Origin of the sequence: Pseudonocardia nematodicida, from assembly GCF_040105385.1 — a bacterium.
GTDB classification, from domain to species: Bacteria; Actinomycetota; Actinomycetes; order Mycobacteriales; family Pseudonocardiaceae; genus Pseudonocardia; species Pseudonocardia nematodicida.
On record NZ_JBEDNQ010000003.1, the window covers coordinates 224,673 to 242,676 of the forward strand.

An 18,004-nucleotide genomic window follows, 5' to 3' on the forward strand; every position below is an offset into this window, starting at 1 on the left:
TCCGACGGGAGGCCCGTCCACCGCGTCGGCGCAGGTAGGCGGCACGCATCACCCCCATTGCGGACGAAGGGGACACGATGAACACACCCGCACCGTCGCTGCCCGGCGGGACGTGGACGATGGGCGACGCGATCGTCACCCGCTTCGGCTACGGCGCCATGCAGCTCGCCGGCCCCGGGGTCATGGGCCCGCCCGCCGACCACCGGGCCGCCCTGACCGTGCTGCGCGACGCGGTCGAGGCCGGCATCACCCACATCGACACCAGCGACGCCTACGGGCCACGGGTCACCAACGAGCTGATCCGCGAGGCGCTGCACCCCTACCCGGAGTCGTTGTTCATCGCGACCAAGGTCGGCGCGAACCGCGACCCGGACGGCAGCTGGCCCACGGCGCGGCGGCCCGAGGAGCTGCGCAAGCAGGTCCAGGAGAACCTCCAGTCCCTGGACCTGGAGCGGCTCGACCTGGTCAACATGCGGATGGGCGACTCCGGAGGGCGCCAGGAGGGATCGCTCGCCGAGGCGTTCGGGGCCCTCCGTGACCTCCAGGAGGAGGGCCTGATCCGGCACCTCGGGGTCAGCAACGTCACCGCCGGACAGCTCGCCGAGGCGCAGGGCATCGCGCCGGTCGTCTGCGTGCAGAACATGTACAACCTCGCCCACCGCGACGACGACGAGGTCGTCGACCGGCTCGCCGCCGGCGGCGTCGCGTACGTGCCCTTCTTCCCGCTCGGCGGGTTCACGCCGCTCCAGTCCTCGGAACTCTCGACGGTGGCGGCCCGGCTGGGGGCGACGCCGATGTCGGTCGCGCTGGCGTGGCTCCTGCAGCGCTCGCCGAACATGCTGCTCATCCCCGGTACCTCGTCGCCGGAGCACCTGCGGGAGAACATCGCCGGCGCGGGACTCGAGCTCTCGCCCGCGGACGTGGCGGAACTGGAGGGGATCGGGCGCTGAACCGTGTCCCGGTATCCTGGGGCCCGGGCCCGGTGCGGCCTGCCGCCCGCTCGCCGACAGGCGTGGTGAATGCACCGACCACGGTCGCCACCGTCTGCCTCGCACGGTGTCCGTCCAGCAACGCGGGCACTGGGCGACCGGCACCGGGACGGGCTGACGATGGATCTCACCAGCGACGACGCCAAGGCCGCCGCACGCTCGCTGCGCGCCGATCTCGCCGAGCAGGGCATCGCGATCAGCCACGGCGCCGCCCTCGAGCTGGTCGCGCACCAGCTCGGGCTCCGGGACTGGAACACCGCCAGTGCGGTGCTGGGACGTCGCGACGACGACACCGCCGGTCTCGGGGCGCCCGTGCCGATCCTCCGTCTGCACCGCTTCGCGGATGTCCGACCGTTCTATGTGGACTACCTCGGCTTCGCCGTCGAGTGGGAGCACCGGTTCGAGCCGGGCATGCCGCTGTACGCCCGCCTGGCCCGCGGGGCGACCCGGCTGGACCTGTCCGAGCACCACGGAGACGGCACGCCGGGTTCGGCGGTGTGGATCCCGGTGGCCGACGTCGGCGCGCTGCACCGCGAGCTGCGGCGGAAGGACCACCCGTCGGTGCGTCCGGGCATCGACCGGGACGCACCGGGCGGGCCCACGCTCGCCGTCATCGACCCCTCCGGCAACATGCTGCGCTTCTGCGAGGCGGAGTGATCCGGGATCGAGTGACCCGGGGTCACCTGCCGGTCCCGAGCTGATCGCGGATCGCGTCCATGTCGATCAGCGACCAGATCTGTGCGATCCGCCCGTCGGCGTACCGGTAGAAGACGTGCTCGACGAACGAGATCGGCTTCTCCGCGGCGGGCAGGCCGCGGAACCCGGTCGGGGTGCAGTCGAAGCGGATGCGGCACGCGACCCGGTCACCGTCGACGAGCAGTGTCTCGATCGCGTAGTGCAGGTCGGGGATCTCGGCGGCGTCCCGGCGCAGCAGGTCCCGGAACTCGGCGACGGTCAGCCGGCGGTCGTTGTGCACGACGGGGTCGTGCACGAACCCGGCGAGGTCGTCGAACCGCTTCTCGTTCAGGCAGGCGAGGTAGCCGCGATACCGCGCGACGACGTCGTTCCGGTCCATCTGCTCGATCTCCTCCTCCGGTCCGGATCAGGTTTCAACACGGGCGCGGAGCTGGACCGCCGTCGAGGCCCCGCGGCCCGGAGGCTCCCAGCGCCACTGCTCGACGTCGTCGAAACCGGCCTCGCGACAGTCCGCCGTGAGCCCGGGCGCCAGCCACTTCTCGTGCGCGGACACCCACAGCTCCCCTCCCGGGCACAGCGCGGTCCGGACGCTGACCAGCCCGGCCATCCGGTCCGGCCAGATCATCACGTTGTTCACCGAGATCGCGGTTCCGACCGTGCCCGGCCCGAGCCCGTGCGAGGTCGCGGTCCCGGTGCGGAGCGTCAGCGTCGCACCACGCTCGCAGAGACGCCGGCACCGTCGCAGCGTCGCCGCCAGCATGACCGGCGACGGGTCGACGGCGACCACCGAGGCGCCCCGGGACAGGAGGCGGTGCACGCCGATCCCCGGGCCGGGACCGAGCACCAGCACGTCCTGCGTGCCACGGTCGGGGACGAGGTCGACGACGTGCCGTTCGGTGGCGGCGTTGCCGCTCGCCATCAGCAGGCCACCGAGCCGGCCGGTCCAGCCGGCGGGGAGCTGGAAGCCGTCCGACACGATCCGTTCGCCGAGACGCATGCCGCGAGTCTCGCAGCGGTGCCGGCGCGGGCGCACGTCGTGCGCGTCGGCCCACGCCTTCCGGTGATCGTCGAGCCGGTTCCGGTCGTCGGTGCCGCGGACGGCACCGACCGGAACCCAGCCGATGATCATGAGGGGTCGGCGGCTGCCTCACGTGCCTCGGCACGGCTGCACGGTCGGGTCCGGCCACCCGGTCCCTCCCCGGGGCGACGTCGGTCAGCGGGCCTCCCGGGCGGCGGCCTCGACCTCGGCGACGTGGGCCGCCCACCAGGTCGCCTCGTCGGACGGCAGTGAGGGGTCGGCGGCCCGGTGCCCGGCCCGGCCGTCGAGGTGCTCCCGGACGATGTCCGCCTGCCCGGCGTGCCGGTGCGTCTCGGCGATCATCCGGACGACGAGGTGCTGCAGCGTCGTCTCCGCCCGTTCCGCCGGCCAGTGCGGCACGCGCCCGAGGGTGTCCAGCGGCAGCTCGGCGATGATCGCGTCGGTGTGCGCGGCGACCCGGCGGTAGCGGCCGACGATCTCCTGGCGCGGCTCGTCCGCGCGGGCCCACATGTCCTCGTTGTTCCACGGGTCGAAGGTGTCCAGGTAGGACAGGTCGGCGGTCGGCCGGTCGAAGACCCGGGCGAAGTAGGTCAGCTCGTTCGCCGTCAGGTGCTTCACCAGCCCGAGCAGGTTCGTCCCGGTCGGGGTCATCGGCCGGCGCGCGCCGTACTCGTCGAGGCCGTCGAGCTTCCACAGCATCGCCTCGCGGCCCTCGCCGAGGTACCGGAGCAGCGCGTCCTTGTCGTCGGGCACGGCTGATCACGGTGCCAGACGCGGCACCGGCCGTCACTCAGATCCAGGTCAGCAGGTCGTCGACGGGCAGGCGTCCCCGCGGGACCGCCGACCGGCCCGGAGGCGGCGGGGCGGGGTGGCCGAGCGAGAAGCAGTGGGTCGGGGTCCAGCCCGGCGGCGCCCGGAGCAGCCCGCGGGCCCGGTCGACGTTGTCCTCCGGGTAGAGGGTGGCCGGGCAGCACCCGAGGCCCGCGGCGGTGGCGGCGAGGGTGAACGTCTGCCCGGCCCGGCCGACGTCGAACGCGGTGTCGCGCCGGCCGTCGTCGGCGGCCAGCAGTGCGACCACGCACGGGGCGTCCGCGAGGTGCTGGGCGTAGGCCCCGAGCCGGCCGAGCGCGTGCCGGACCTGCGGATCGGTCACCGCCACGAACCGCCACGGCTGCCGGTTGCGGGCCGACCCGGTGCGGCGCACGACGTCGACCAGGGCGCGGACGGTCTCCGGGGGCACCGGCCGGTCGTCGAAGGTGCGGACGGCCGGTGCGCCCGCGAGACGGCGCAGCACCGCGAGGTCGGGGTCACTCACGCCGGTGGGCCGTCGGCGGCGATCGTCGCCTGGGCCGCCACGACCCGCCAGCCGTGCTGCTCGTCGTGGGTCCAGGTGCGGGTGTAGCGCACCCGGGCGGTGAACGGCTCGCCGCCGATCGCGCCCTCGAGCGTCGCCAGCAGGGTGGTCACCCCGGTCGTCCCGACGATCCGGACCTGCAGGTCGTGCTCGTCGATCCGGTGCAGGACCTGGTGGCCGCCGCGGTGCGCGCCGAGGTCGTCCTCCTTGCCCAGCAGGACGCCGTCGGGTCCGGCGAACAGCGCGTCGTCGACGAGCAGGGCGTCGAGGGCGGGGACGTCGGAGGCGAGCTGCGCGGCCTGCAGCCGCCGCTCGGCGGCACGGAGACCGGCACGGTCGGGGTCGGGCATGAGGGCGACCGTAGACCGGCCGGCCGCCCCGTCGGATCTCGTTCGCCGACGGCGTAGCGAGCTGGTAGGAGGGCGGTGTGAAGGAGCTACCGGTGATCCGCCCGTACGACCCCACCGACCGCGACGACGTCGTCGCCCTGTCGCTGCGTGCCTGGGCGCCGGTCTTCGACTCGATCGAAGCCGCACTGCACGGCTCCGGTGTCTACGAGCTGCAGTTCCCCGACGGCTGGGAGCCGGCGCAGCGGGCGGCGGTGACCGGGGTGTGCGAGTCGGGGACGGCCAGGGTCTGGGTCGTCGAGCCGGCCGGCACCGTCGCCGGCTTCGTCGCCGTCCAGCAGGCCGCGGAGGAGGGGTGTGGCGAGATCGTGATGCTCGCGGTGGACCCGGCGGCCCAGCGCCGCGGACTCGGTGCCGCGCTGACCCGCACGGCGCTGGACTGGATGCGCGCGCAGGGCATGACCGTCGCGATGGTGGAGACCGGCGGCGACCCCGGCCACGCCCCGGCCCGCGCGGCCTACGCGGCGGCGGGCTTCCACCTGCTGCCGGTGGCCCGCTACTTCCGGACGCTCTGAGCGTGGCGCTCGATCAGTTCTGCGACCGCGTCCGGCAGCTCCTCGGGCAGGTAGTGCCGCCCACCCGGGACCACGACGTCGGTCACGGAGCTCCACCCGTGCGCGGCGGTGAGGTGCCGGGCCAGCGCCGGCATCAGCGGGCCGAAGCACTGCTCGCCGCCGGCCAGCAGCAGCGGCACGTCGACCGGATCGCAGCCGTCCCGGAAGAAGCGGGCGTTCTTCGGGATCGCGCGGTACATCTCGAACGCGGCGTGCAGCCGGGCCGGTTCGCCGTAGGCGCTCGCGTAGTGCGCGATCTCGTCGTCGGTGACGACGCCGGGCACCGCGGTCCCGATGTCGAGGAAGTAGCGGAAGTAGGCCTCCTCCCGCCCGGCGACCAGTGTCTCGGGCAGGTGCGGGACCTGGTGGAACTCACCGTGCCACAACGGCACGCCCGGGACCGGGGAGTCCGGCACGTCGAGGCCGGGGAACAAGACCTCCAGGATCAGCGCCGAGGAGACCAGGTCGGGCCGCAGCCGGGTCAGCGCGTAGGCGGCCCACCCGCCGATGTCGTGCCCGACGACGTGCACCGGCCCGATCCCGAGAGTCTCGACCAGCTCGGCGAGGTCGCCGCCCAGCCGGACGGCGTCGTAGCCGTCGGCGGGGGCGTCGGAGCCACCGACCCCGCGCAGGTCGACGGCGTGCACGGTGTGACCCCGGGCCAGCCGGGGCATCACGTGGCGCCACTCGTACCAGTCCTGCGGGAAGCCGTGCACCAGCAGCACCGGCGGTCCGGTCCCGCCGCTCACGCAGTGGATCGCGGTACCGTCCGCGTCGACGGTGTGTGAGGTGAAGTCGCCGTCGAGCCGGGCGACGAGCGTCTCGGCCGTGGTCGTCATCCCCGGTCGACCGGGCACGGCGCGGGAACTCATCGCAGGTGGCACGGTCGGGGGACACCCGAGCCAGGGAGGGCCCATGCCACGCAGCCGGTGGACCTCGTTCGTCGCCCCGGGCACCGACCCGCCGGTGCGGACCCTGCACGAGGACGGCAACCCGGACCACCGGGTGCGGGTCGAGCACGACGGGACCACCCTGCTCGTCCATCTGAGCGGGGAGGACGGCCCGGGCTGGACCTGCCTGGCCGTCGACCGCCTGACCCGGGAGTGGGCCGTCGCGCAGGACACCCGCCAGCTCGACGCCGCGGCGGCCGCCGTCGAACGGCTGCGTGGGACCGTCAGGCCCCGGGGAGAGCGGGATCGGCCTTGAGTCCCACCCCGGACAGCTTGAGCCGCTGCGCCTCGGCCATGAGCAGGGCCAGGGTCGTCGCCGCGGCCGCGTACCCGGTGCCGTGCGGCGGCCGGATGTTGGACAGGCAGTTGCGTTCGGAGTCGCGGCGGCCCCGGCGGGCGTCGTAGGTGAAGTAGATCCCCAGCGAGTCCACCGAGCTCATCCCGGGACGCTCACCGATCAGCACGACGACGTCGCGGGCCCCCAGCGCGACGGCGATCTCGTCGCCCAGCGCCACCCGCGCCTGGGTGGCGACGACGACCGGCGCGACCCGCCGGCCCTCGAGCCGCTCCAGGATCTCGGCGAGCATCCCGGCCGCGTGCTCGGCGACGGCGAGCGGGGACAGCCCGTCGGCGACGACGAGGGCGACGTCGTGCTCGCCGTGCGGCAGCTGGGTCCCGTCGGCGAGCCGGCGGCCGAGGTCGGGCCGGGTCAGGTACTCGCCACGGTCCCGGGGCGCCCCGGCGGCGCGCAGCACCTCGACCCCGAGGTCCGCGATCCGTGCCGCCAGGGCGTCGGCGTCGAGCGGGGTGTGCACGGCGTCCCGGGCGGCGGCGTGCGCGGCCCGGAGCTCCAGCAGCCGGCCGGTCGGCAGCGCGTCCCCGGCCCGGCCGAGCGCGACCCGGGCCCGGGTGGAGGCCCGCAGAACCTCGAGCGGGTCGGTACTCACCGGACGCCCGCGGTCAGCTCGCGGACGGCGCGCCCGGCGAGCTCGCGCACCCGGCCGTCGTCGGAGAGCAGGTCCATCCGGGTCAGCCACTGCTCGAACTCCGGCGCCGGGCGCAGGCCCAGCACCTGGCGGGCGTAGAGCGCGTCGTGGAACGACAGCGACTGGTAGTGCAGCATCACGTCGTCGCCGCCGGGCACGCAGATGACGAACGAGCACCCGGCCGCGCCCAGCAGGGTGAGCAGCACGTCGGTGTCGTCGGCGTCGGCCTCGGCGTGGTTGGTGTAGCAGACGTCGACGCCCATCGGGAGGCCGAGCAGCTTGCCGCAGACGTGGTCCTCCAGCCCGGCCCGGGTGATCTGCTTGCCGTCGTGGAGGTACTCCGGGCCGATGAACCCGACGACGGTGTTGACCAGCAGCGGGTCGAACGCCCGGGCCACGGCGTACGCCCGGGTCTCGAGGGTCTGCTGGTCGACGCCGTGGTGCGCGTCCGCGGACAGCGCGCTGCCCTGGCCGGTCTCGAAGTACATGCAGTGCGTGCCGACGGTGCCGCGGTCCAGCGACCGGGCCGCGTCGTGCGCCTCGCGCAGCATCGCCAGGGTGACGCCGAAGCCGGAGTTGGCCGCCTCGGTCCCGGCGATCGACTGGAACACCAGGTCCACCGGGGCGCCACGCTCCATGATCTCGATCGAGGTCGTGACGTGGGCGAGCACGCAGGACTGGGTCGGGATCGCGTACCGCATCCGCACCTCGTCGATCAGGTGCAGCAGCTCGGTCGTGCGCGCGGGGGAGTCGGTGGCCGGGTTGATCCCGATCACGGCGTCCCCGCAGCCGAGCAGCAGGCCGTCCACGATGGACGCCGTCACGCCGGCCGGGTCGTCGGTCGGGTGGTTGGGCTGCAGCCGGGTCGCCATCGTCCCCGGCAGGCCGACCGTCGACCGGAAACCGGTGACGACCGGGGTCCGCCGGGCGACGGCGATGAGGTCCTGCACCCGCATCAGCTTCGCCGTCGCGGCCACCATCTCCGGGGTCAGCCCGGCGGCGAGCGAGGTGGTGTCGGTGGACGGGCGCAGCAGGTGTTCGCGCAGCTCGCCGACGGTCATCGACGCGACCGGGGCGAACGCGTCGGTCGAGTGCGAGTCGACGATCAGCCGGGTGACCTCGTCGTTCTCGTAGGGCACCACCTGCTCGTCGAGGAACACCGTCAGCGGCAGGTCGGCGAGCACCCCTTGGGCGGCCACCCGCTCCCGCTCCGACGAGGCCGCGATGCCGGCCAGCACGTCCCCGGACCGCTCCGGGGTGGCGGCCGCCAGCAGCGCGCGCAGATCCGCGAACTCGTAGGTGTGCCCGCCCAGCGAGGCACGCCTGGATGTCATGCCGGTCTCCGCTCGTCGAGGTGCGCAGATCGTAGGAGCGTCCCCCACGCGTGCGGGTCACGTCGAGATGAGCGTTCTGTGTCGCCGCCGCGGACCGCGGGTCAACCCGGCGGAGTGGTTCGCCGACACGGCCGGGTCGAGGGTGAGTCACGGAGCGTGTCGACGAAGAAGGGTGCGCGTCCGATCGGGTCCACAGTGGTGACACACGGTCGTGCAATACGGCCGGGAGCGACGCCCGACGCAAGATCCGGATGCCGGAAGAGAGCAGTATCCTCGCCGAAAGTGATTGCTCTGGTCCGATAGTGGTAAGGAATTCGTTGGATCGGGGTTCGACCGGATAGCGTTCTGTGCATCGGCGGGGCTCCCGAAACCACGCCGAACAACGTCGGTCCGACACGGACCCCGTCGCAATGGAGAAACACTGTGCTGAAGAAGGCTGCTTTCGTCACCGCCGGCGTCACCGCTGGTCTGCTCGCCGTCTCCCCGCTGGCCTTCGCGGGTGACTACGGCAAGGAGCAGTCCGGCTCGCACCACGGCTCCGCCGGGCAGAACCAGATCAACACCGCCGACGAGAACCGCGTCAGCTCGCAGAACGGCCTGGTCAACGTGGGCGACGTGAACGCACTGAACAACGCCAACGTGCTGTCCTGCTCGCTGAACAACCTCGACGTGGCGGCCAGCGTGCTGGGTGTCCTCGGCGGCCAGGCCGGCAACAGCGGTGACGACTTCGCCGCCGGCGAGTGCTCGCCCGGTTCGACCACGCAGGGCAACCTCGGGGTCTTCGACAACTGATCCGACGCCACACCCTCGGGTGAGGTGACGATTCATCGGAGCCGTCTCTCCGGAAGAATCGTGACCCCCGAATTCGCCCATGGCCCCCTTCTCCGTCGGAGAGGGGGGCCGTGGCTATTTCCGGGGAACCGGAGAAATCGTCACGGATGATGCGGCAGGACCACGTGCGAAGGATGCTCGGGGCCGTGCAGGACCTCGTAGGAGATCCGGCGGCCGTCCACCGCTGTCGCCATCCGTTCGCCGGTTCCGTGGTTGCGCGCGAACCGGGGGAACGCCGCGGCGGCGATCTGGACCCGCAGGCGGTGCCCGGCCCGTACCCGGTACCCGGTCGGGCTCAGGCCCATCCGGACGACCGCGGTGCCGTCCGGGGCGGTCGCCTCGCGGCTCGGCACGAGCCGGTGCATCGCATCGGTGACGTTGAGCGACGTGCCGTCCGGGGCGACGTCGCAGACCCGGACGAAGACGTCGCCCTCCTGCGACCCGGTCCGCACGTACACCACCGCCGACACCGGTCCGAGCAGGTCCAGGTCGGACTCCAGCGGCGGTCCGGTGTAGACGAGCACGTCGTCGCGGGCCTCCACGGCGCGGTTGTCGTGCTGCTTGGACGGCGGTTGCAGCATCGGCCCGCCGACCGACGGGGTCGGGTCCGCGGGGTCGTAGACGAACGTGTCCGGCGGCCCGGCCGGCCCGGGGGCCTCCGCCCGGAGCTCGCCGCCGGGGGCCAGGTACCACTCGGTCGGCTGTGCGAGCGGCGGCGGCCAGCAGGGCAGGTCGGTCCAGCGGTCGGCGTGCTGGACGAAGACCCGGACCGGGGCGCGGTCGTCGCCGGGCTCGCCGTGCAGGTGCACGCCGAGCCAGTGCAGCATCTCGCGGGCGGTGGTCGTCAGCGAACCGCGGTCGCCGTGCGTCCACGGGCCGATCGTGATCCGCGCCGTCGCACCACCGCGCTGCAGCGCGGTGAAGTCCATCAGCTGACGCTGCAGGAACAGGTCCCACCAGCCGGTCACCATGCAGACCGGCGGCATCGCGGCCGCGTCGAACCCGTCGTGCTCGGCGGGCGCCCAGAACTCGCGCGGCTGCTCGGCGTTCTCGACGAAGTCCCGCCAGAACATCACGGGTGCGCCGGTGAGCGCGACGTCGGCGGCCTGCAGCGGCAGCCCGGCGACCGCGCGGCGCTTGCGCCGGCTGAACACCGGTGTCGCCAGGTAGCCGGTGACCGCGCCGAGCCGTTCCTGACGGCCGATCTGGTTCACCCAGCTCGCCAGGTTCAGCAGTCCCGGCGCGCCGCCGGGGTAGAAGGTGCTGGTGAACTCGGACGCGGTGATGTCGGCGTTCATCGAGCAGAGCCCGGGGTCGGCGTACGGCGCGAGCGCCCACTGGGTGTGCCCGACGTAGCTCGGCCCGACGGTCGAGACCCGGCCGTCGCTCCAGTCCTGCGCGCGCAGCCAGTCCAGTGTGTCCAGACCGTCCGGGCTCTCGTGCAGGAACGGGCGGAACTGCCCGCCCGAGCCGAACGTGCCGCGGGTGCTCTGCACCAGCACCTGGAACCCGCGGCGGGCCAGCAATGAACCGATGATCGTGCCGAGGCCCTCGCGGCCGTACGGGGTGCGCATCAGCACGGTCGGCCGCGGCTGCACCGGACCGGGGCGGCGGTAGAGATCGGCGAGCAGCACGACACCGTCGGACACCGGGACCCGGAGATCGCGTTCCCGCAGGTAGGGCGCCGGCGGGCCGGGCAGCCCGAGCAGCCGGTCGACCAGTCGATCCGCGAGCACGGCCATCGCCACCTCCCCCCCTCGTCCCCGCGCGCCGCGGGCAGGGGTCGATCGTAGGAGAACCCGCTTGCCGGGCCGGGTCGTGGGCGGGTAGCCATGGCCGGTGGCCGATCTCCCGACCGTCCCGCCGGAGCTCACCGACGGCGTCGTCACGCTGCGCGGGCTCCGGGACTCCGATGTGGACGACATCGTCGCGGTCTACCGGGATCCCGAGATGCACCGGTGGACCTCGCTCGGGCCGGACCACGGCGAGCACGACGCACGTGAATGGCTGGAAAGGGTCGCGACCGGATGGCGGGAGGGCACCGGGTTCGTCTGGGCGATCGAGGCCGCCGGGCCGGACGGGCGCCCCCGCTTCGCCGGCCAGATCGACCTGCGCACCGGGCCGCCGCCGTCGGTCGGTTACGGCCTCGCGCCGTGGGCCCGCGGCGCCGGGCGGATGAGCCGGGCACTGCGCCTCGCCGCGGACTGGGGCTTCGACCGGGCCGGCCTGCGGGCCCTGCACTGGGACGCCCGGGCCGGGCACGTCGCCTCCTGGCGGGTGGCGCATGCCTGCGGGTTCCGCTTCGAGGGCGTCCGCACCGCCGCGATTCCCGCCGGCGGCGAGCTCGTCGACGCCTGGACCGCCGTGCTGCTGCCCGGCGACCCGGTCGCGACCCGGGAACCGCGCACCACCTGGTGGACGGTCCCGGTGCTCGACGGCGAGCGGGGCCGGCTGCGCCCGCCGGTCGAGTCCGATGTGCACCGACAGGTGGAGGCCTGCAACGACCCGGACGCGCAGTGGTGGAACGCCACCCTGCCGCGGCCCTACACCGCCGACGACGCCCGGCGCTGGATCTGCGACCGCCGGCTCGACGCCTCGCTGGGCCGGGCCGTGGAGTGGGTGATCGCCGACCCGGGCGACGACCGGCTGCTCGGCACGATCTCGGTGCACGAGATGGACCTGCCCTACACCCCCACCGGCGGCGACGTCGGCTACCGGGCGCACCCCGACGCGCGCGGCCGCGGGATCGTCACCGAGGCGCTGCGGCTGGTGATCGCGCACGCCTTCACCCCGGTCGACGACGGCGGGCTGGGCCGGACCCGGCTCGCGCTCGGTGCGGCCCGCGACAACGCGGCCAGCCGCCGGGTCGCCGAGCGCACCGGGTTCCAGCTGGTCGGCGAGTTCCGCGCCGACGGCGTGCACGGGCTCGACAACGAGCACGTCGACGACGGCGTCTGGTACGACCTGCTCGACACCGACCCGAGACCCGGTCCGTCCACGACGTGACCCCCGACAGTGATCACAGTGATCACTGTCGGGGGTACCCCGTAGCCTGCCCACCGTGCAGGTGCTGCGGATGTCGTGCTGCGAGCGCGAGTGGGTCGGGGCGGACCGGGCGCACTGCTGTGCGCGCTTCGCCGGATGCGGCGCCGTGTTCGACGACGCCGCGCTCTGGGACAGCCACCGCCCCCGGGGCCGGTGCACCGACCCGGCGGAGCTGGGACTGGTGGCCACCCGCAACGGCATCTGGCTGCGGGCCCTCGACGAGGCGGGCTAGCGACAGCTCAACCGTCCGGTGGCGCCCGGGTGATCCCGCGGAACACCGCGTCGGTCCCGCCCGGGTTGCGCACCCGCACCAGGTTCAGCCCGGTGAACCACAGCACCGACCCGGCGCCGAAGGTCCGTGCGCCGCCGGCCGCGCAGCACAGCTCGATCTCGCCGGCGTCGACGACGATCAGGGCGCCCCGCCACTCGTCCTCGTCGTGCGGGCGCGCCGTGCCCGGCGGCAGGGTCACGGTCCGGCTGCGGAACGCCGGAGCACGGGTCACGGCGCACCCCCTCGGCTCGGTCGGCGGCGTCCACGCCCGCGTGCACGAGCGGTGACTACGAGAGGTGACCGACCGGCTGCGCGGAAGTCATCGGTCGACGTGCGTGACCGGCGGGATCAGGCTGCGCGGAGCGCGACGGTGCCGAGCGCGTCGAGGGCGGTCTCGTAGCCGATCGCCGTGGCGCGCCGCACCCGGGCGCGGTCGGTGGTCAGCCCGCGGACCCCGGCCGAGGTGTGCGGGGCCAGGGTCAGCAGGTGCGCGCGCTCCCGGTCCGGATGTGCCGCGTCGGTCAGCAGCGACAGGCACTCGCCGTGCCGCGCGGTGTCCTGGGCCATCCGGCCCAGGCCCGGGGCCAGCCGGTCCAGCGAGCGTGCCCACAGCGGGGCGCGGCCGTCGGTGCCCGGCGGCGGGGCGGCGAGCTCGTCGACGGTGCGGGTCATCAGGGCCAGCACGTGGGTCGCCCCGCCGCGCAGGGCCCGGGCCACCGGCAGCGGGTCGCCGACCGAGCCGTCGATCCACTCGTCGTCGCCGATCCGGACGGGTGGGCCGGCCAGCAGCGGGATCGACGCGGTCGCCCGCATCGCGGCCTTCCAGGTCGGTCCGTCGGGCAGGCCGGACAGCACGTGCGGGGTCAGGTCCGAGGCCCGGGTGACCAGCACCCGCAGCTCCGCCGGGCTGGTCACCAGCGACGACCACTCGGTGGGGCGCGAGTGGACCAGGATGTGGTCGAGCAGGTGGTCCAGCGACACCATCGGGCGGCGGGTGCCGAACCGGCGCGGGTCGATGAACTCCCGGCACGTCATGTCGTCGGCGAAGATGCGGGCGGCGTCCGCGCCGTGTCCCAGCACCAGCGCGGTGCCGACGAACGCGCCGGCCGAGCTGCCCCACACCTCGTCGAACGCGCCGGCCAGGCCGGCGTCGGACAGGGCGTGCACCATCCCGCCGGCGTAGGCGCCGCGCATCCCGCCGCCGCCGACGACGAGGGCCAGCCGGTGGCCGTCATCGTGCCGGCCGGCGCCGCGTCCCGTGTCGAGCCGGCGCTCCAGCAGCCGCAGCACCTCGGCGTCGCCGTGGGCTCCGGGGGTGGTCGCACGCATGACCACCATCATCACGGGTGGGGCCCGGCGAACCGGACCGACCGTGGCGCAACGCACGTACCAGGATCGTCGGCCCGCCACCGGTCGACGTGTACCCACCGCTCACCCGCCCGCCGCGAGATCATCGGGCGGTCGCTAGTAGGTTCGCGCGCCCAGGGGGTGTCACCGTGACCGAACGACGGCAGGTGCGGCTGGGGGCGATGGAGGCGACGTCGCTCCCGGCCGCGTACGCCCGCGCCCGCGACGCCCGGCGCCGCCGTCCGGTGGTCGGCGATCCGGCGGCCGCGGCGCTCGCCGAGGCCCTCGACCTCGGCGAGGGGCCCGGCCGCACCGAGGCGCTGTGCACGGTGCTGCGCGGCGCCGTGCTCGACCACTGGGTACGGGAGTTCGCGTCCGCGCACCCCGGCGGGACGGTCGTCGAGCTCGGGCCCGGCCTGGACTCCCGCGCCGGCCGGCTCGGCGCGGACGGGCCAGGGCACTGGGTGGACGTCGAGCTGCCCGAGATCGCGGAGCTGCGCCGGGAGCTGCTGCCCGGCGGCCCGGCCCACCTGGTGTCCGGATCGGCGCTCGACGAGGACTGGCTGGAGCTCGCGCGCGACCTGCCGGGGCCGTACCTGCTGGTGTCCGACCACGTCCTGACACTGCTGCCGGAGCAGGGGGTGCAGCGGATCGTGTTCACCGCGGCGCGGATGCTCCCGGGCGCGACGCTGATCACCGACGTGCTCTCCCGCGCGGCCGCCGGGCGGCTGGCCGGCGGTCCGCTGCGCGGCCTCGACGTCGACTGGACCTGCGAGGACCCCCGCGAGCTCGAGCCGTGGGGCCTGCGGCTGCGCGACGCCCACGGTGCGGGTGCGCCGCCCGCCGCCGTCGCCACCCGGTTGTCGCGCACGGCCCGGGCCCTCACCGCGGCGCTCCGCGCCGCCCCCGCGCTGAACGGGCACCGGCTGGCCCGCTACGAGATCCTCCCGGCGTGAGCTCCTACCGCCGGTAGGGTCGGGGCCGTGACCGCTCCGAAGATCGAGGCGGATCCGGCGGAGGTCGGGCTCGACCCGGCCCGGCTCGCCCGGATCGACACGCACTTCCGCCGCTACGTCGACGACGGCAGGCTCCCAGGCTGGACGATCGCCGTCGCCCGCCGGGACCGGCTGGTCCACCTGTCGCACCACGGGCACCGTGACGTCGACGAGCAGCTGCCGGTCACCGACGACACGATCTGGCGCATCTACTCGATGACCAAGCCGGTCACCTCGATCGCCGCGCTGATGCTGTGGGAGCGGGGGGCGCTCGAGCTGACCGACCCGGTCTCGCGCTACATCCCGGCCTTCGCCGACCAGCGGGTCTACCGCGGCGGGTCGGCGCTGAACCCGGGCACCGACGCCGCCGTCGAACCGGTGCGGATCCACCACCTGCTCACGCACACCGCGGGGCTGACCTACGGCTTCCACCACGCCCACCCGGTCGACGAGATGTACCGGTCCAAGGGCTACGAGTTCGGCGCTCCCGCCGGGGTCGACCTCGCGACGGCGGCCGAGCAGTTCGCCCGGTTCCCGCTGCTGTTCCAGCCCGGCACCGAGTGGAACTACTCGGTGGCCACCGACGTCCTCGGGCGGGTCGTCGAGGTCGCGTCCGGGAAGCGGCTCGACGAGTTCTTCCGCGACGAGATCACCGGCCCGCTCGGGATGGTCGACACGACGTTCCGGGTCGCGCCCGACTCGCCGGAGGCTGCGCGGCTGGCCACCCTCTACAACGCCCGCCCGGGTGGCGGCCTGGTCGTCAACAAGGTGCTCGCGCGGGCGGCGACCGGCGAGCCGACGTTCCTGTCCGGTGGCGGCGGGCTGCTCTCGACGGCCGGGGACTACCTGCGGTTCGCCCGGATGCTCGCCCGCGGCGGCGAGCTGGACGGCGTCCGGCTGCTCGGGCCGCGCACCCTGGCCCGCGCGACCCGCAACCACCTGCCCGGCGGCGCCGACCTCGACACGGTCGGGCGCCCGATCTTCGCCGAGTCCGCCTACGCCGGGGTCGGTTTCGGCCTCGGCTTCTCCGTGGTGGTCGACGGCACGAAGGCCAAGCAGCTCACCAACGAGGGGACGTTCGCCTGGGGCGGGCTCGCCTCCACCGCGTTCTGGGTCGACCCCCTCGACGAGATCGTGGCCCTGTTCCTCACCCAGCTCGTCCCCTCGAGCACCTACCCCATCCGTTCCCAGCTCCAGACGCTGGTCCAGCAGGCGGTGATCGACTGATGCGCACGGCCTCGCCCGCACTCGCGTTCGTCGTCCGGACGCTCGTCGTCGCGGCGTCCCTGTGGGTGGCGACCGTGCTCGTCAGCGGTCTCGATCTCACCGGGGGCACCACCGGGACCAGGGTCGCGACGCTGGTCGGCGTCGCGCTGATCTTCGGCGTGGTGAACGCCGTGGTGAAGCCGTTCGTCGCCCTGATCGGGTGCCCGCTCTACGTCCTCACGCTCGGCCTGTTCGGGCTGGTCGTGAACGCGCTGATGTTCATGTTGACGGGCTGGCTGTCCGGGCTGCTGAACCTGCCGTTCGTCGTCGACGGCTTCTGGTCGGCGTTCTGGGGCGCGATCATCGTGGCGATCGTGTCGTTCTTCCTGCACCTGGTGATCCCGGACCGCTACGACGCCCGCTGAGCCGCGCAGCGCCCGCCCTCCGGGCACTGGGGGGGTGGCGCGGGGCGCAAGGTCAGACGGGCCAGGTCTCGCGGCGGTGGGCGGCGTCCCAGAACATCCACTCGTAGCGCGAGGTCGTCGTGAAGTGCTCGCGCATCAGGGTGAGCTCGGTGTCCGAGACCGTCGCTCCGACGCGGTCGGTCGCGTCCAGCACCGCGTCGACGACGGCCTGGTACTCGTCGCCGGCGTACATGTCGATCCAGCGCTGGTAGAGCGGGTCGGCCGAGCCGGTGTCGACCAGGTGCGCGCCGACCTTGGCGTAGATCCAGTAGCAGGGCAGGACGGCGGCGACGCCTTCGGCGTAGGACCCGCCGTGCACCGCGGCGAGCAGGTAGCTGACGTACGCCAGGGTGGCCGGCTCGACCGGGAGGGCGCGCGCCTGCTCCGAGGTCAGGTCGAGAGCGCCGAGCAGGTCCGCGTGCAGCTCGCGTTCCGCGGCGATGGCGCCGCCGGCGTGCTCGGCGAACATCAGGGTCTCGTCCTCACCGGATGCCTTCGCCGCACAGACGGCCAGCGCCTTCGCGTAGCCCCGCAGGTAGTGCGCGTCCTGCACGATGTAGTGCCGGAACGTCCCGTGCGGGAGGGTGCCGTCGGTCAGGCCGGTGACGAAGGGGTGGTCGAGGATCTGCGCGTGGATGCCCTCCACGTCCGACCAGAGCACGTCTCGGATGCGGTCAGCCATGTCCGCCACCGTAATCGCCTCGCCGTAGCGGACTCGATGATCGGCACGGAAACACCGGGTCAACACGTCGTCAACCGTGTGGTGACGAAACGCTGTAATGCTGACCACGTCCGGCGGCGATCCGGCGTGACTCCGTCACCATGGGGCTCGTCGGTCGCTCAGCGCGGAGTACGCGCCGGCGACGTGACCACCGATCACGGAGGACAAGGCCATGAGCGCTCCCGCCCCGATGGAGCACCACGAGAAGATGCGGATGAGAGCCGCCGCGTTCCGAGCCACCCGAGTCTACCCCGGCCCGGTCGGCGAGCTCGTCTCCCGCGAGCTGCTGTCCTGGGAGGACTTCGGCTACCGGCTCGGCGGCAACCGGCTCGTCATGGAGCTGGTCGACCACATCATGAAGACCCAGCCGGCGGCGCAGGCGACGTCCGACGCCGCCTGAGCTCGCTCACCACGGCGAGGTGACGGCCACCTCGGCGGCATCACCGGCCGGCGGGTTCCCGTCGGCCAGACCGGCGACGGCCGCGGCCAGTACCAGCATCGCGGCCAGCGTGGTCAGGCTCCCGGCCCGCGCGGCCAGCAGGAACGCCCGCCTGCGCCGGGGGACGTACGTGCGAGCCCGCACGTAGCGGCGCTCCCCGTCGACCGGTCGCCCGCCCGCCGGACGGTCCCCGGTGCCGGCTCCGGCTCGATCCTGAGACCGGACCGGGCCCGGCAGCGGGATCCGACGCGGCGGAACGCCACCCTGCATCGGGACCTGGCCCCGCCGTGGAGCCCCGCTCTGCCGCGGGGCCCCGCTCTCCTGCTGCGGGATCTCGCCCGGGCGCGGGGTCCGGCGCGGCCGCGGGATCCCGTCC

General features: G+C 74.0%; 24 protein-coding genes. 11 read left to right on the forward strand and 13 right to left on the reverse strand.

All coding sequences use genetic code 11. The features are described from left to right. Positions 1-77 precede the first annotated feature (77 nt). Both WIS52_RS08375 and WIS52_RS08380 read left to right on the forward strand, forming a co-directional pair. Complete coding sequence (locus WIS52_RS08375) at positions 78-950, forward strand: oxidoreductase (RefSeq protein WP_349297564.1); 873 nt, start codon at positions 78-80, stop codon at positions 948-950. 159 nt (positions 951-1,109) lie between these two features. After that, positions 1,110-1,646: a glyoxalase superfamily protein gene (locus WIS52_RS08380; protein ID WP_349297565.1), complete on the forward strand. Its 537-nt coding sequence runs from the start codon at positions 1,110-1,112 to the stop codon at positions 1,644-1,646. A gap of 22 nt (positions 1,647-1,668) precedes the next feature. Here the strand turns inward: WIS52_RS08380 and WIS52_RS08385 are convergent, their stop codons facing one another. From WIS52_RS08385 to WIS52_RS08405, 5 genes are all read right to left on the reverse strand, one after another. After that, the gene (locus WIS52_RS08385; RefSeq protein ID WP_349297566.1) at positions 1,669-2,064 is read right to left on the reverse strand and encodes an ester cyclase; all 396 of its coding nucleotides are present in this window, start codon (positions 2,062-2,064) and stop codon (positions 1,669-1,671) included. A gap of 27 nt (positions 2,065-2,091) precedes the next feature. Then, positions 2,092-2,682 (reverse strand): class I SAM-dependent methyltransferase, encoded by a 591-nt coding sequence (locus tag WIS52_RS08390; RefSeq protein WP_349297567.1) that lies wholly within the window; start codon positions 2,680-2,682, stop codon positions 2,092-2,094. Positions 2,683-2,898: 216 nt separating this feature from the next. Next, the gene (locus tag WIS52_RS08395; RefSeq protein ID WP_349297568.1) at positions 2,899-3,477 is read right to left on the reverse strand and encodes a DinB family protein; all 579 of its coding nucleotides are present in this window, start codon (positions 3,475-3,477) and stop codon (positions 2,899-2,901) included. A 37-nt stretch (positions 3,478-3,514) separates the two neighbouring features. Beyond that, a complete protein-coding gene (locus tag WIS52_RS08400; RefSeq protein ID WP_349297569.1) occupies positions 3,515-4,039 on the reverse strand; it encodes a nitroreductase family protein in 525 nt (174 codons plus the stop codon). Then, positions 4,036-4,428: a nuclear transport factor 2 family protein gene (locus WIS52_RS08405; RefSeq protein WP_349297570.1), complete on the reverse strand. Its 393-nt coding sequence runs from the start codon at positions 4,426-4,428 to the stop codon at positions 4,036-4,038. The genes WIS52_RS08400 and WIS52_RS08405 overlap by 4 nt, the downstream gene beginning before the upstream one ends. Before the next feature lie 77 nt (positions 4,429-4,505). Here WIS52_RS08405 and WIS52_RS08410 point away from each other — a divergent pair, with 77 nt between their 5' ends. After that, positions 4,506-5,000 (forward strand): GNAT family N-acetyltransferase, encoded by a 495-nt coding sequence (locus WIS52_RS08410; protein WP_349297571.1) that lies wholly within the window; start codon positions 4,506-4,508, stop codon positions 4,998-5,000. On the opposite strand, the gene WIS52_RS08415 is transcribed toward WIS52_RS08410, so the two are convergent. Further along, positions 4,982-5,911 (reverse strand): alpha/beta fold hydrolase, encoded by a 930-nt coding sequence (locus tag WIS52_RS08415; protein WP_349297572.1) that lies wholly within the window; start codon positions 5,909-5,911, stop codon positions 4,982-4,984. The genes WIS52_RS08410 and WIS52_RS08415 overlap by 19 nt on opposite strands. A 43-nt stretch (positions 5,912-5,954) precedes the next feature. Here WIS52_RS08415 and WIS52_RS08420 point away from each other — a divergent pair, with 43 nt between their 5' ends. Further along, positions 5,955-6,245, forward strand: coding sequence for a hypothetical protein (locus WIS52_RS08420; RefSeq protein WP_349297573.1), 291 nt, complete (start codon positions 5,955-5,957; stop codon positions 6,243-6,245). On the opposite strand, the gene eutC is transcribed toward WIS52_RS08420, so the two are convergent. Continuing rightward, complete coding sequence (eutC, locus tag WIS52_RS08425; RefSeq protein ID WP_349297574.1) at positions 6,214-6,936, reverse strand: ethanolamine ammonia-lyase subunit EutC; 723 nt, start codon at positions 6,934-6,936, stop codon at positions 6,214-6,216. The genes WIS52_RS08420 and eutC overlap by 32 nt on opposite strands. Continuing rightward, entirely contained in the window at positions 6,933-8,309 is a 1,377-nt protein-coding gene (locus WIS52_RS08430; protein ID WP_349297575.1) for an ethanolamine ammonia-lyase subunit EutB, read from the reverse strand. Before WIS52_RS08430 ends, eutC begins: the two co-directional genes overlap by 4 nt. 423 nt (positions 8,310-8,732) lie before the next feature. Here WIS52_RS08430 and WIS52_RS08435 point away from each other — a divergent pair, with 423 nt between their 5' ends. Further along, positions 8,733-9,101, forward strand: a complete 369-nt coding sequence (locus WIS52_RS08435) for a hypothetical protein (RefSeq protein ID WP_349297576.1) — start codon at positions 8,733-8,735, stop codon at positions 9,099-9,101. Between the two features lie 140 nt (positions 9,102-9,241). Here the strand turns inward: WIS52_RS08435 and WIS52_RS08440 are convergent, their stop codons facing one another. Continuing rightward, entirely contained in the window at positions 9,242-10,882 is a 1,641-nt protein-coding gene (locus WIS52_RS08440) for a CocE/NonD family hydrolase (protein WP_349297577.1), read from the reverse strand. A 97-nt stretch (positions 10,883-10,979) separates the two neighbouring features. On the opposite strand from WIS52_RS08440, the gene WIS52_RS08445 reads away from it, so the two are divergent. Both WIS52_RS08445 and WIS52_RS08450 read left to right on the forward strand, forming a co-directional pair. Continuing rightward, on the forward strand, positions 10,980-12,146 hold the full coding sequence (locus WIS52_RS08445; protein WP_349297578.1) for a GNAT family N-acetyltransferase: 1,167 nt from the start codon (positions 10,980-10,982) through the stop codon (positions 12,144-12,146). Between the two features lie 55 nt (positions 12,147-12,201). After that, the gene (locus tag WIS52_RS08450; RefSeq protein ID WP_349297579.1) at positions 12,202-12,417 is read left to right on the forward strand and encodes an FDXHR family putative zinc-binding protein; all 216 of its coding nucleotides are present in this window, start codon (positions 12,202-12,204) and stop codon (positions 12,415-12,417) included. Between the two features lie 7 nt (positions 12,418-12,424). Here WIS52_RS08450 and WIS52_RS08455 read toward each other — a convergent pair whose 3' ends face one another. Both WIS52_RS08455 and WIS52_RS08460 read right to left on the reverse strand, forming a co-directional pair. After that, entirely contained in the window at positions 12,425-12,688 is a 264-nt protein-coding gene (locus WIS52_RS08455) for a hypothetical protein (RefSeq protein WP_349297580.1), read from the reverse strand. Positions 12,689-12,804: 116 nt separating this feature from the next. Next, positions 12,805-13,785 carry a patatin-like phospholipase family protein gene (locus WIS52_RS08460; protein ID WP_349297581.1) on the reverse strand — a complete coding sequence of 327 codons (981 nt, stop codon included), beginning with the start codon at positions 13,783-13,785 and terminating at the stop codon, positions 12,805-12,807. A gap of 167 nt (positions 13,786-13,952) precedes the next feature. On the opposite strand from WIS52_RS08460, the gene WIS52_RS08465 reads away from it, so the two are divergent. The 3 genes from WIS52_RS08465 to WIS52_RS08475 are packed head-to-tail and all read left to right on the forward strand — an operon-like array spanning position 13,953 to position 16,429. Then, complete coding sequence (locus WIS52_RS08465) at positions 13,953-14,759, forward strand: class I SAM-dependent methyltransferase (RefSeq protein ID WP_349297582.1); 807 nt, start codon at positions 13,953-13,955, stop codon at positions 14,757-14,759. A gap of 27 nt (positions 14,760-14,786) precedes the next feature. Beyond that, a complete protein-coding gene (locus tag WIS52_RS08470) occupies positions 14,787-16,025 on the forward strand; it encodes a serine hydrolase domain-containing protein (protein WP_349297583.1) in 1,239 nt (412 codons plus the stop codon). Further along, on the forward strand, positions 16,025-16,429 hold the full coding sequence (locus WIS52_RS08475; RefSeq protein WP_349297584.1) for a phage holin family protein: 405 nt from the start codon (positions 16,025-16,027) through the stop codon (positions 16,427-16,429). Before WIS52_RS08470 ends, WIS52_RS08475 begins: the two co-directional genes overlap by 1 nt. 52 nt (positions 16,430-16,481) lie before the next feature. Here WIS52_RS08475 and tenA read toward each other — a convergent pair whose 3' ends face one another. Continuing rightward, positions 16,482-17,150 carry a thiaminase II gene (gene tenA, locus WIS52_RS08480; RefSeq protein ID WP_349297585.1) on the reverse strand — a complete coding sequence of 223 codons (669 nt, stop codon included), beginning with the start codon at positions 17,148-17,150 and terminating at the stop codon, positions 16,482-16,484. A 211-nt stretch (positions 17,151-17,361) separates the two neighbouring features. Between tenA and WIS52_RS08485 the strand changes: the two genes are divergently transcribed. Then, complete coding sequence (locus WIS52_RS08485; RefSeq protein WP_349297586.1) at positions 17,362-17,589, forward strand: hypothetical protein; 228 nt, start codon at positions 17,362-17,364, stop codon at positions 17,587-17,589. Positions 17,590-17,595: 6 nt separating this feature from the next. Here the strand turns inward: WIS52_RS08485 and WIS52_RS08490 are convergent, their stop codons facing one another. Next, positions 17,596-17,772, reverse strand: coding sequence for a hypothetical protein (locus WIS52_RS08490; RefSeq protein WP_349297587.1), 177 nt, complete (start codon positions 17,770-17,772; stop codon positions 17,596-17,598). Positions 17,773-18,004: the final 232 nt, after the last annotated feature.

Coding starts and splice junctions, on each gene's coding strand:
- WIS52_RS08375 (WP_349297564.1), top strand. CDS start 78: ATGAACACACCCGCACCGTCGCTGCCCGGCGGGACGTGGACGATGGGC.
- WIS52_RS08380 (WP_349297565.1), top strand. CDS start 1,110: ATGGATCTCACCAGCGACGACGCCAAGGCCGCCGCACGCTCGCTGCGC.
- WIS52_RS08385 (WP_349297566.1), bottom strand. CDS start 2,064: ATGGACCGGAACGACGTCGTCGCGCGGTATCGCGGCTACCTCGCCTGC.
- WIS52_RS08390 (WP_349297567.1), bottom strand. CDS start 2,682: ATGCGTCTCGGCGAACGGATCGTGTCGGACGGCTTCCAGCTCCCCGCC.
- WIS52_RS08405 (WP_349297570.1), bottom strand. CDS start 4,428: ATGCCCGACCCCGACCGTGCCGGTCTCCGTGCCGCCGAGCGGCGGCTG.
- WIS52_RS08415 (WP_349297572.1), bottom strand. CDS start 5,911: ATGAGTTCCCGCGCCGTGCCCGGTCGACCGGGGATGACGACCACGGCC.
- WIS52_RS08420 (WP_349297573.1), top strand. CDS start 5,955: ATGCCACGCAGCCGGTGGACCTCGTTCGTCGCCCCGGGCACCGACCCG.
- WIS52_RS08430 (WP_349297575.1), bottom strand. CDS start 8,309: ATGACATCCAGGCGTGCCTCGCTGGGCGGGCACACCTACGAGTTCGCG.
- WIS52_RS08440 (WP_349297577.1), bottom strand. CDS start 10,882: ATGGCCGTGCTCGCGGATCGACTGGTCGACCGGCTGCTCGGGCTGCCC.
- WIS52_RS08460 (WP_349297581.1), bottom strand. CDS start 13,785: ATGCGTGCGACCACCCCCGGAGCCCACGGCGACGCCGAGGTGCTGCGG.
- WIS52_RS08475 (WP_349297584.1), top strand. CDS start 16,025: ATGCGCACGGCCTCGCCCGCACTCGCGTTCGTCGTCCGGACGCTCGTC.
- tenA (WP_349297585.1), bottom strand. CDS start 17,150: ATGGCTGACCGCATCCGAGACGTGCTCTGGTCGGACGTGGAGGGCATC.
- WIS52_RS08485 (WP_349297586.1), top strand. CDS start 17,362: ATGAGCGCTCCCGCCCCGATGGAGCACCACGAGAAGATGCGGATGAGA.